This window comes from Algibacter miyuki (assembly GCF_030409805.1).
In the GTDB taxonomy this organism is placed as follows: Bacteria; Bacteroidota; Bacteroidia; order Flavobacteriales; family Flavobacteriaceae; genus Algibacter; species Algibacter miyuki.
The window spans coordinates 136,660-149,897 of sequence record NZ_JAUFQP010000016.1; the positions used below are offsets into that span (position 1 = coordinate 136,660).

Sequence of the window (13,238 nt, forward strand, 5' to 3'; positions counted from 1 at the left end):
GAGAAAAAACAGTAACTTATTAAAAGATGTAGTCTCTACAAATTCGAGGAGGTTATTAAGGTACCAACCTTGTATAGTGTAACCATAATTTATAGAGAACAGTGCATACCAAAAGGACACATTTATAAGAAAAGTGTTTTGATATAGAAATTAATTTAAATTACATTTTCACTATTTTAGTTACGTTTCGCTTACCTTTAGATTGTAAATCTAAAATATAGGTCCCAGGCTTTAAGTGTACTCCATATTGGTTTAGACCATAATTAAGGACGCCTTCATCTACTTTAGCGCCAAGAATATTATAAATTTTAAACGAAGTAGCTTCCGCTCTAGTATTAATGTTAAATTGATTGTTTGACGGGTTTGGATATACATTTACAGTGCTTAGTGCATTGTATGTATTTATACTTAATGTTGTAGAAGCTTCAAGATCATCAACAGTATACGTTACCCCTTTTTTTCCAAACACTAATTTATCAATCCATAGACCATTTTCCCTAGATCCTATTTGGAAATCCACAGTAAGAGCGCTAGGCTCTATATCGTAACTCCATTTGGTACCGGTATTATAGAATTGAGATACATTAACCCATTTCCATTGCTCCAATATGGTCGTTCCCATATTATCTCCTGTAACAACATCGGTTCCTAAAGTATGACCTGCAACGTGTAAGGCATTAATATTAACCCAATCGTTGGTATCACTTGAGGTTTTAGCACCAACCGATCTTGGTGTAAAAAAACTATCATCACTAGCACTATTAGGACCAATGTATAGCTTTACATATAAATCATAAGTATCTGCTTCAGGAAAAGTTACACTATAAGTAATCACTTTAGTGTCATTTCCAGGGTTTCCGCTTGCCTCTAGATCTGTTGATGGGTACACATAAGTAATAGCTCCATCAGTTCCTGTAGCAAAATCACTTCCTAACGCACCACTTTCGGCTTGTAAACCTATAGGTTGCGTGGTTTGGGCAAATAGCCCAATTACACTTAACATTATCAAGTAAAAAGAGCATGTAATTTTTTTCATAATTTCTAGTTTTAATTTAGTTAGACTTAATTTTATTAGCAACTAAATAATTTTACAAATACTAAAAACATGTGCTTTTTATGTGGTGTAAAAACATCTGTTTATATAAAAAAACATTTAGTTGGTTTTGTAAAGTAACTACCAATGCTTTATTATAATGGGGTGTAAATCAGTTAAAAAACGGGTTGAAAACAACTTAAAAAGGAATATACTGATTAAGCTATGCTTAGCAATAGCACGAACTAGTTAGAAATAGTGCTCTGGATTTTATTTTTTACTTGAAAATTGAAAAAGCACCTCTTTTGAGATGCTTTTTTTAAGTAATTAATTTTTGTACGCATGATCGATGGGTATATTCTCACCAGACCAAATTTTCTTTTGTGTCCATGGTTGATAAGCATCTGTCCAAAACACATCATTAGCAGGTAAACCGAGTACTAAAAAAGCTTCGGAACACAAATACAAACTCCCTGTAGAAATATAACCTTCTCCAATATCAGGCTGATGGCCATACAAACCTATTTGCAACCAACCCTTTTTATCGAAGGTACCAGGGGCATTTATTTGATTATGAATCATGGTATAAAAAGCTGAACGAACTTGTGCTGGTGCTACATTTTTAGGCAGTTGATTCCAAAGTGCCACTTGCGATAATAATTGAAAAGCACCAAAACGATAAGCTAAAGAGCGCCCTATTGGTGGATACGTACCATCGGGAGAAATTAACCGTTCTTGTATGTCTGCATAGCGTTTTGCGCGATTTAATGCAATATCAAAATCTCTTTTGTAGTGTTTATCTTTTTCAATAACTACGTTTAAAATATCCAAAATCATAGGTTGAATTACAAAACTATTATAGTAATCCCAATGGAAATCTGGACCATCACCATACATGCCATCTCCTAAATACCATTCTTTATGTTTATTTAAAGAGTAATCTAAACGCATCATGTCTGCACCTGCATCAAACTTCAATAAAGCAGCTTCAATCATTCCAGAAAAAAGCAACCAATTGCTATAATATGGTTTTATAACTCGTGTAGATTTAAAAGCAGTTATAACATTTTCCTTTGTTTTTTCATCTAATGGTTCCCACAACTGTTTTGGTGCTCTAATTAAAGCTTGAGCTAAAAAAGCAGCATCCACTAAAGGCTGTTTATCCTTATTAAAATTCATAAAATCTGGCGATTCTGGGTTTGTAGCATTCGCAATACAAACCTGAGCCATTTTAATGTATTTGGCTCTTAACTTACCCTCTTTGGTAGTATCGGGTTCTAATTCTAACCATGGTGCCATACCAGAAAGCAACCTTCCAAAGGCTTCAAGGTATGTAACGTGCTTACGGTCGTCCCAAGCTCCAGGAGATTTTTCAACAGGCATTTTTACTTTTAATTCATTTTTACTTAGCGCTGTTAAAACCGGATCTCCAATTTTTATTAATGAAGAAACAAAAAACGCACGCGCCTCTTCAGGCGATTCTTTTTGCGCATAACTCGTGTTTAAACTTAACACAGAAATTGCGAAAATTAGTAACGCATATTTTATTTGATAACTCATCGATATTATAGTTTATAGATTTATTTTTTGTTTGAAATACAAAATATACTTAAAATATTTAAGCTTTATTAAACTTAGTTAAAAATTAAATACATGTAAGCAAAAAGGCTATCTATACCCGATAACCTTTTTAGTGCTACTAATTTTTTTTTAGTGTTTTATTACTAGTTTTTTTATGGTAACCCGGTCTCCCCACTTTAACTTAAGCATATACATTCCTGTAGGTAATTGTGAAACATTAACAGTGGCACCATTAGTATTTTCAATGCTTTGGTTTAATAACAATCTGCCATTCATATCATAAAAATTTGCGATTATTATTTCATTATCGGTTTTAGCTAAGCTGAAATTTAAAACATCGTTTGCCGGTATTGGCCAAACAGAAAGACCTTCAATACAGTTATCTTCACACCCCTCTACTGAAAGTGTTTTATTGTACAAATTAGCAATAGCCTCTGGTGTTAATGCATAATTATAAATCCTAAAATCGTCGATACTTCCATTCAATAATGGATTATGGCTAAACTGACTTTTCCCTATATAATTAAACATGGGTTTAAAATCTATTGGTCTAGCCGTTATAGTGTTGGATTCATCAATTAAAGCACCATTAACATATAGTCTAGATGCTGTTTCCCCTAAAGTTACAGCCACATGAACCCACTCATTTTCTGGTAATGCTTCGGTAGCATCTAAAGTTTGTAAACCACTACCATTATTAATGCCAAAGCGTAAATATCCTGTTCCTGAATATGGTGACATGTACATAAATTCATTTTGATTATTACCAAAATCGAAAATACGCTGCCATATATTACCTCCACTCCATTTTAACCAAGTTGCTACTGTAATTTCACTTTGGTTTGCAATATCTGCCGGTAATTGTAAATATGTATCCGTACCATTTAAAGTTACTGATTTTAATCCTACCTCGCCGGAGCTGTAAGACACTGCTCCGGTATATGAAGCATGATTTAAATTTGAGGATTTATCGGAAATAGCATCTTCAAACTCAAAGTGTGCAACAAGCGCATCGCTTCCTGTAGCTGTTCCAAAAACTTGGTTGGAATAGTCTGATTGATTTAAAGAATTATCAACCGCTTTAATTTGATAAAAATAAGGTATACTCGTTGTTATTGTATTATCTACAAACGAGGTTGCCAATACATTTCTAGCAATAGTACTGTATGGTCCTCCTGATCCTTCTGCTCTAAAAACAGTGTAACCTGCAACATCATTTTCAGGACTTGTATTCCAGTTTAATAAAATAGATTCTTCTTGTGTAATAGCCACTAAATTAGCTGGAGCTGCCGGGGCATTAAACTCTACCGGTGCGTCAATAGGGATAAATCGCCATTGCTGACTATAACTATTCACGCCGGTTTTTTTCTCCCATTGGCGAACATTCGCATTTTCGGAAGTCGATGCGACATCTAAAAACTTACCACTAATTCGGCTACCAATATAAAACCAGCCATCTTCTACATATTCAATAAACCATTGTCTATTTAAACTGCTACTATCTTCATAAGAAATAATGTTACCGTTATTATCAAGGTTGGAAGCATCTAAAGCTATTTTCTTATTAGTACTGCTACCTAATCCAATTTTATAATAGCTAAAATCCCCACCAACATCTGCAGGAACAGCACTAATTTCCCATTGCTGATAAAGCTGTTCGCTATCTGCAGCAACTTCTATATTAGCACCATCATTGGCTGAGCCATTAGCAACTTGTATCACTTTTCCGCTTTCTCTATTTACTAATTTATACATACCGCCAATGGCTGGTTGTATATCATCTCCCCATTGAATATTAATTACGCGTTCCGCATTGGGTTGATTTTGGTGGTAGCCCGTGCCTCCTGGAACTTCCATAAAAAACTCTCTCTGTGGGCCGTAACCATCATAATACACCGCTCTATCTGTAGATATAAATTTGTAAGATGTAGCCGTAGCTTGCCTTTCTGAAGCACCAAGAAAAGCCTCAACTTTACCATCTGGATTTCGATAAACCGACGCAGCCGTCCAATTAGAAGGATGTTCTGCATAGCCCAATCTATGACCATCAGAAGCTTTTAAAAATTGCCCTCCTGCATATTCTGGCGTTCCCCACCAAATCCCCATTTGTGCCCCATACTCAAGCCCTACCATAGCTTCTATAACGTTATGCAGCTCATCGTTACTTGCGAACAAACCATCACTACGTACTGTTTGAAAAAAGGAAGCATAACTATTAAAAGTTCCTGCTAGTTGGTGTGTGTTACCTTCATCTAACGTTGGTTTTAAAAAGGTATACCAAGGCAATGCTTGATCTGCATTTAAAGTACTAGACGAAATACGAACACCATCAAGCTCCGGTAATTTGCGTAATTCTGTGTTTAAATCGGCACTAAATTGTTTATCACCATTACCGTATGAGTTTCCTAAATCGCATTCGTTACAAGGTGAAACCGAAATAACTTCATGTCCCGCTTCTTCATAATATTTTATAGTCGCCGCAATATTAGCAGCCCAAGTAACCGGATTGTAATTTCCTTGAGATCCATAACTAGAATCTACAGACAAACGCACACTATTCATAGTAAGTTGCATGGGTCTGCCAAACAAATCTATATATCCCAGACGCTTATCTATAAGCGCTTTAATATCTGGATGAAGCTCGCCATTAACCAAAGGTTTATCTGTAAAATAAGAGACACGAACCACATCAACGTTATCTGCACCCATAAAAGCAATACCGCGTTTCATGTTTTCTAAACTTGCCCAAGCTGTATCTAATCCCCAAACCATAGCTTTAGAATCGCCTGGAGCATCTACGCTGTATAGCAAATTTCTATCGGCATCGGGTTGAACTTCTATATTACTGCTTGTACTTATTTGTGCGTTAACCTTAGGTACTCCTATTGCGAACAGCAAAAAGAGTCCCTTTAGAAAAGTGATTTTTTTCATAAAATTAATGTGCTTTTATAGTTTAGTGGTGGTGGTGTTTTTATGAAAAGTTTCTAGAAACCTAACAAACTACACTTCATACAATTATTCCTCAATAGAGATAATTCCGGTTAATGTTGGTTTAACCGGAATAATACTTCCGTCTGAATTAAAAGTTAATTTATCAATGCATACTTCGCGGTTAAAACCTGCAGCATCGCCCATGTTGATTCCGTTAGGACGGTTAAAACGATGATATACAATATGCCAAATATCTGTATCTGGTGTTTGTATTACGCTATTATGTCCTGTTCCATAAAGCCCATCTTCTGGTCGTTTTTCTAATACAATATTGTTTTTCGGAATATTTAATGGCCCTAAAGGCGAATTTGAGGTTGCATAACGTACTCTATAATTAGGACTTCTTGTATCATCCTCAGACCACATGAAATAATATTTACCTTTTCTGTAAAACACTTCGGTTCCTTCTCTAAACGTGCTTCCTGGATTAAAAATAACTAAAGCGTTTTCTTTAACGGAAACCATATCGGCGTTAAGTTCTAAACCAGCCATATAACCGTTACCCCAATATAAATAGCTTTTACCCGATACTGGATCTGTAAATACATCTGGATCAATTTCTTGTCCTCCCTTTATTCCTTTTGGTCGCTCTGCAATTAAAGGCTGTCCAGAATCTACAAATGGACCTGTTGGATTATCTGAAACCGCAACACCTATTTTTTGAGCTGCAGTAAAATAATAAAAGTACTTATACTCACCATTTATCTTCTTTTCGATAGCTGCTGGCGCCCAAGCATTTCTATTTGCCCAACTCACATCTTTTTCTAAATCTAAAATAACGCCTTCATCAGTCCAATTTACTAAATCTGGAGAGGAAAATGTTTTAAAATAAGTTCCAGACCAACCCGTAAAACCATCGCTAGTAGGATATAAATAATATTTTTTTGTTTTATGTGAATAGATAATTTCTGGATCAGCATAAAAACCATCTAAAACAGGATTGTTATTTTTTTCAGCTGAAACCTTATACGTTTTAGAATGATTTCCAATAGAAAAAGTATACGATATCGGACCAGAAGAGAAATCTTGCGCTCCTTCCGGAGATACGCTAATACCTGGTGTTAATTCAAATTTAGGATCTAAACTTGTAATATTAGCATCTAGTTTTAGCGGAAGGAAAATACTAAGATTTTCATCATCGATAAGCACATTATTTTTTTTAACATGCTCTGTATTGAATGAAACAAATGCATTTTCGCCCAATTTACCCCACTTGCTTAAAAGGGCTTTTTCTTCTTTTTCGGTTATAGGAATGACCGTACCATGACGCGGATGAAAATTCATTGAAATGGCATCATCTACCACCGAGAAACTTTTTAAATCTGTACTTTTTGTAAACTGATATTTTCCAGAACTATACATATCATACATTAAAATATAGGCATCAGAATCTATCAATTTAAAAACGCTAGAACCTTCAACAGGTTTTTTGGTAACATTCATAAATCCTTCTAACTCTTTGTAACCACTAGTTAAGTTATCTGATACAGCCTGCATAATGCCTTTTTTAGATTCATCTTCATTCTTAAAAAACAAATGGTATTGTCCGTCTTTAAAAATAATATCACCATCAATACAAGCGGCATTTGAAGGACTAAAGTATAACTGCTTTGGCGTCGTTTTTAAACCTGTAAAATCTTCGTTTGCATAGGCATAATAAATAATATCTGGGTTGTTACCCGTTTGCATAGACCAATACACCATGTACTGCTTAGTTTGATTATCATAAATGGTTTGAGGTGCCCAAACACGATGGATATCTCCAAACTCTTCAGGGTAAGTTTCTGGTATATTTATTACGGTAGAAGTCCAATTAATTAAATCTGTAGATTTCATTAATATCATAGCATAATTTCTCCAACCTTGCTCGGTTACATATAAATCTGTAACCACCATATAAAATGTTTTGCCATCTTCACTTCGTAAAATATGAGGATCTCTAACACCTCCTGAGGTACTAATAACTTTAGAGTCTATTATGGGTTCGTTATTATTGAGCGCGTAATAATTATAACCATCAGAACTTAAAGCATACCTAATAGCTTCTTCCCCAGGCCCATTACCTGTAAAATACGTAAATAAGTAAGATTTATACTCGTTTGAACTTCCCGAACTATTACAAGATGTAAAGCAGACAATGGTTAAGATTAGTGATAAAGACGTAATCACTTTTTTAGTTTGGTTTTTCATGTTTATTTCTTTGATATTTTATATTTCAATACAGGTTCTTCTTCTATTATTACTCCTTACGCTCAACGTATCTATATAGTTCTGCAGCCGCTAATAAAAAAGCACCAACTCCAAAATCTGCCGTAGAATTAACATCTACCACTTGCCCAGGTATTGCTCTCTCTCCAATAGGTTGTACATAACCTACCGTTCCATTAGATTGAAGTGCTGTTTTACTTAAATATTCCCAACTTTTTTTAACGACAGGCAAATATACTTTGTCGTTTAAAATACCGTTGTTAATTCCCCATAAATAGGCGTACGTAAAAAAGGCTGTTCCGCTAGTTTCAGGACCTGGTGCATGCGCCGGATCAAGAATACTACGTGTCCAATAGCCATGTGGTTGTTGCGATTTTTTTAAAGATTTGGCCATAGCCTGAAAACGCTTTACATAATCTTCCCGATAATTACTATCGGCAGGTAAATCTTGTATAACCTTAGCTAAACCCGCGAAAACCCATCCGTTACCTCGTGCCCAAAAATCCTTTTTACCATTAACACTTTTGTGCTTAGGATATACATATTTTGCATCACGAAAATATAATTGTGCCGATCTATCGTACATAATACTGTTAGCATAAAGTAAATACGTATTTAGCTTTTCTAAATAGAGATTATTTCCGGTTACATTGTAAAGTTTAGTCATTACAGGCATTACCATATAAAGTCCATCGGCCCACCACCAGTAATCGTTCACAGACGTACTCATTTGGTGTTCCATAACTTGGATAGCGCGTTTTATTTTTTCTGGATTTTTCTGTCCTTCTAAGTTATAGATATCTATATATGTTTGAAAACAAATTTGCCAATCTCCAAAAAGCACATATTCATCGCTTTCTCCATAGCTATATTTCCACTCTGTTTCATCATTAGATTTAGCTCCTTGATATTCATTTTTTTCAGCCCAGGCTATAGAATAATCTAAAAAATCTTGATTACCTGTTATCTTATAAGCCTCTATATTACCTGTATGGTAAGCCGCTGGATTCCAAAAGGCTCGATCTTGTTCAGGATGTGTTTTTTGCCAATGTTGATTTACTTTATTAATAATAGAAACAACTTCTGCTTTACTATAATTAAGTTCCACATCGCTCTTTGATGTCTTTTGGCAAGCCAATAAAGACATAGATACTAATAAAACACACACAACGATTATTGATTTCTGATTCATGTCTTTAATTTATTTTAATATGTTTTTTAATAACACAGGTGGTAATAGACCTTTTGGGCAATACAAAATTATCCTTTGGGTTTATAGACTTTGTTTTTTTTAAATTGAAACCTGCATCACCTGAAGTTAAATAAACCTCCATAGTATCGAATTCTTTAGGTAATCCGGAAAGTGCTATATTTTTGCTGTTTTCAAGCTGATTTACAAGTACAACAACAATCTCATTTTCTGATATAAATGCAGATTCTAATATGCCTTTAATATTTTCTTTTTCATACAATTCGTCCAAACGAGAAACCTCTATACGTTTCATTTTAGGTGAAATAAATCTTGAATAATTACCTAGAGCCCAAAGCATTTTTGACTCATAATACTCGCCTCCAAATTTATTTTTATCAATATAGATTAAGCCATCTTTATAGTTGTACGGACTAACGGCCAACCACCAATGCCATGCAGATGCATTCGCGATAACCAAATCTAAATGAATTACGCGTGCCATATAAAGTGCCGCATCTATTCCTAAATCACGTCCGTTTCCTTTAATTATTTCGTTGTTTTCTAGTATACAATATTCCGTCATCCAATATTCTAAATCTGGATTTGCACTGCTCCTTTTTTGATTTAATAGCGTCCTGCTTTTAATTGAGTTATCTAAATTATAGGTGGAAAAATAACTATGACCTGCTATTTTTTGAGCCATTGATTTTAAGGCCCCTACATAACTGCTTGAGTTTTTATTGAAAAAAGACTCTATTTGATTTCCTCTATTGGCATTTTTACTTTCGGTATACAAAGCATTGATTTCACCAGCTTCGGTAAGTTCTATTTTTGATGAAATCTTATTTTTTATAAATGCCTTATCTATTTCTATTGTAGCGCTGTACAACTCACTATTATTCCATGGGCTACCTTCTTGGTTGCAACATTTCCATTCCCATTGCGGCTCATTAAAAGGGCTTATATAATTAAAAGTTATATCCGTTTTATTTGATACGCCTTTAACAATTTCTACTAAAAAGTTGGCATAATCCTTATAATTTGTATTCCCCAAGTTTGATGAAAGACCATCTGCAGACCACGCTTTTCCATTTTTTGTTAGATGTACGGGCGGACTATTTACAAAACCAATAAAGGTTTTAACACCATGCTTTTTAGCCGCATTTAAAAACCATATTTGCCCTGCTTGTTTATCCCAATCATAACGTCTATTTTCTAGTAAGAAAGATTCTGCTCTACGCCATTCGTCTTTAATCTCGCTATTATCGCCTTGTTCCGCACTTCCTGCTCCAATATTAAAGCGCCACGCGGTTAAACCAATACCTTCTGGGCTTCCATCTTGTTTATTTAATTTACTAAACAATAATTTAGCGATGTCTTCCTTTTTGTCTTCCGGCCAATACTTGCCCACAAATTGAGTAGACCAAGCATCAGAAGCTCCAAAGTTTTGTATAGTTTGAAACGTTTTGTTTGTATTTAATTCAATTTTTAAAACAGTATTTGCATTAGCGGTTTGACTTTTACTTTCTAACCCCTTCAAAATAAAAAAAGCGAATATGCACCAGAACATGGTTAAAGGTTTTATTTGTGCATATAAATGTTTCATTTTTATTAATTGTTTTAGTGTTTGATAAAGTAACATCATTTCTTTTAATTAAAATTTTACTTTGAAAAGAAGGTTCTAGTTATTCTTTTCTAAAAGCTAATAGCTTCCGTAATTTATTTCATTTTAATTAAAAGAGGAGAAAAATTGATATATTTCCTCCTCTTAAAAAAGCGCTATTAAGGATTAATTACTAATATTTCCCACGATGAAATATTGGCGTATCGTCCAGCATCAGACTGCGTTGTTATTTCTCCAATAGAAATCTCGGTGGTTTCAGTTATTGTAAACTCTAACACATAATCTACACTTGAAGTAGCCAGTATTCTTTTGGAAACCAAAACTTCTGGAGATGTACTTACATCTTCCACATTCGGTAACCCCATGTTTCCTTGTGCAACTACAAAATAAGATCCGCCCTCATCTTCTAAAGAAAAATTAGTAGGATTGCCTGAAAACATAATTATTTTTAATTGATAAGTAGCTGGTTCTGCAGTTACTACTTGATAAATTTTACCATTCGTAATAGCGGGAGCTCCCCACCCCGATTCTAAATTAAATAGGTTGCCATTCCACTCGTCCCAACCACCAAAACCATTGTGGTTTTTTGCGGCATCATTGGTTATCCAAGGTGCTGCTAAATTGCCCCATCTTCCATCTGTTTCTTCCGCTAAAAAAGGAACAGATGCATTCCCTAAAATAGGCGTTGGTATGGGTTTTACACTTTTATAAGCCGAATAAAATATATCTATTGACTCCTCGCTAGGTTTAAAGGTTGTTCTATAATTATAGGTTGAACCACTTTCAAAATCGGTAATATTCAAACTAGAATCCGCAATATTTATAAACACAGTATTTAGTGTTCCGTTAGTAGTCATATATTCAACTTCACTACCTATCACCCCAGAACTTAAATTCATATCTGCAAAATTAATAGTAAGATTACTATCTAAAAGTAGATTTGATATTATTGGTCTGTTGAACAAAGACTCAACGTATCGGTCTCCATAAACTTCAGCGGAAAGCGAAACTGGAATTGAACTATTTCCATCGGCATCAAATGTTTTTACAACAAAATTATAGACATTTTCTTCTAAATTATCGATTATGGTAGATATGACATCAATACCAGCGGTTCTGTTAACGGCAACCACTACCGAGTCTGTGTTGTTATTCCAATACACTCTTGCTTCGGAAACCTTAGGATCGCCTATAATTAATCCTTTCAATGCCACCCTATTTTTACCTGGTGCTATTTTTAAAGAGTCTATAGCTGCTGTGTAAGATATTTCTCCGCCTTTGGTAAAATCTAAATATTCCTTATCACTCGTGCAAGAATAGATTCCTGCAGTTATACATACCAATAAAAGTAATGCTATGGATTTTCTTATTTTTTTCATCATTGTCTTTTTAAATTAAAAATCAGGGTTACCATAAACTTGTACTTCTGAAACTGCCATATAATCGCCGCCTGCCCAATTTTCCATGCATTGTATTCTTAAATATCGCACTGCCGGATTATCTATTGAAATTTCATAATCTGCTCCATCTTTCGCAGCTACCAGATCATTATTATCTTCTTGTCCGTATGGTAATCCAGAAGGTTTTTTCACATCAAACTCACCTAGTAAAGTCCATCCAGAAAGATCTCCATTATTCAATTCATTTGCTCCCCATACTTTAAACGTTTTCATGGCTCCTAAGTAATAATACAATCTTTGATCTCCAATAGGTTCGGAAAATTGCCAAATATGTAATCGACTTAATTTAGTTACTGTGCCTATATCAAAAGTTACTAAATGATCTTCAGTGTCTACCGTTCTACTAGTAAAGTACGTATCGTACCACTCTAGCGTTCCACCGTTAAATAAATCTCTTACTTCAGTATGTGATGCAATTAATTCAGCATCATTATCTAAGGTAACAGGTAACATATTTTCTCTTGGCATTAAGGTTTCATACAACGGTTTAATTTGTGTAAACAAAGTATCGGTTACATTTAACCATCTATCTCGCACTAAAAAAGCGAAATCTTGAGGAATGGTATCAAACCCCCTTAAACTCTGAGCTATTTCACTTGCAGAAGTATAAATACTAGTTGGAAGAGGTTCCCAATTACCCTGAATATTTTTTTGCATGGCAAGTAAAGCTATATCTTCTTGGGTTGGATTTTGAGCATTTATACGTACACCACCAAAATCGGCATTCAATTCTATGGATCGAAAGACTTCAAAAATAGGAGCCTCTAAAGGAGATACGGTTACCTTAACAGGTTCTGATTGCGTTTCGCTTCTATTTACCGCATAAATTGCAACCTCTTGTTCTGAAAGTCCAGTAAACCCTTCTAACATCATGGTGTTTTGATAGTAAGATGACTTAACTTCCATGGCAGTACCATTTTCTAAGGTATATCGAGCAACTATATATAGTAAATCTTTATCATTAGGTAACGTATAATCTAACTTGACCTTACCTGGTAAATTTTCGATAGTTACGTTACTAACCGCACCTGGAGGCGTGGTATTGCTCTCCATAGCTGTTGCTCCTTCTTCTTCTGAGCAACCTAAAAAAGCTAAAATCAGAGCTAATATTATAATCCTTGTGGATTGTATTACATGTTGTTTCATAAT

The 13,238-nt window shown here is 34.7% G+C and carries 8 protein-coding genes; all 8 read right to left on the minus strand.

All coding sequences use genetic code 11. The annotated features are described in order from the left end of the window. Positions 1 to 160: 160 nt before the first annotated feature. A complete protein-coding gene (locus tag QWY92_RS19290) occupies positions 161 to 1,036 on the minus strand; it encodes a T9SS type A sorting domain-containing protein (RefSeq protein ID WP_290274726.1) in 876 nt (291 codons plus the stop codon). A gap of 324 nt (positions 1,037 to 1,360) precedes the next feature. Further along, positions 1,361 to 2,593, minus strand: coding sequence for a DUF2264 domain-containing protein (locus QWY92_RS19295; RefSeq protein WP_290274729.1), 1,233 nt, complete (start codon positions 2,591 to 2,593; stop codon positions 1,361 to 1,363). A gap of 150 nt (positions 2,594 to 2,743) precedes the next feature. Further along, a complete protein-coding gene (locus QWY92_RS19300) occupies positions 2,744 to 5,545 on the minus strand; it encodes a LamG-like jellyroll fold domain-containing protein (protein WP_290274733.1) in 2,802 nt (933 codons plus the stop codon). Between the two features lie 84 nt (positions 5,546 to 5,629). Beyond that, positions 5,630 to 7,795: a glycoside hydrolase family 43 protein gene (locus tag QWY92_RS19305; protein WP_290274737.1), complete on the minus strand. Its 2,166-nt coding sequence runs from the start codon at positions 7,793 to 7,795 to the stop codon at positions 5,630 to 5,632. Between the two features lie 49 nt (positions 7,796 to 7,844). Further along, positions 7,845 to 9,005, minus strand: a complete 1,161-nt coding sequence (locus tag QWY92_RS19310; protein ID WP_290274739.1) for a glycoside hydrolase family 88/105 protein — start codon at positions 9,003 to 9,005, stop codon at positions 7,845 to 7,847. A gap of 4 nt (positions 9,006 to 9,009) precedes the next feature. Further along, positions 9,010 to 10,611, minus strand: coding sequence for a glycoside hydrolase (locus QWY92_RS19315; RefSeq protein ID WP_290274741.1), 1,602 nt, complete (start codon positions 10,609 to 10,611; stop codon positions 9,010 to 9,012). Positions 10,612 to 10,787: 176 nt separating this feature from the next. Then, positions 10,788 to 12,011: a DUF4998 domain-containing protein gene (locus QWY92_RS19320; RefSeq protein WP_290274744.1), complete on the minus strand. Its 1,224-nt coding sequence runs from the start codon at positions 12,009 to 12,011 to the stop codon at positions 10,788 to 10,790. Between the two features lie 12 nt (positions 12,012 to 12,023). Then, on the minus strand, positions 12,024 to 13,235 hold the full coding sequence (locus tag QWY92_RS19325; protein ID WP_290274746.1) for a DUF5000 domain-containing lipoprotein: 1,212 nt from the start codon (positions 13,233 to 13,235) through the stop codon (positions 12,024 to 12,026). Positions 13,236 to 13,238 lie beyond the last annotated feature (3 nt).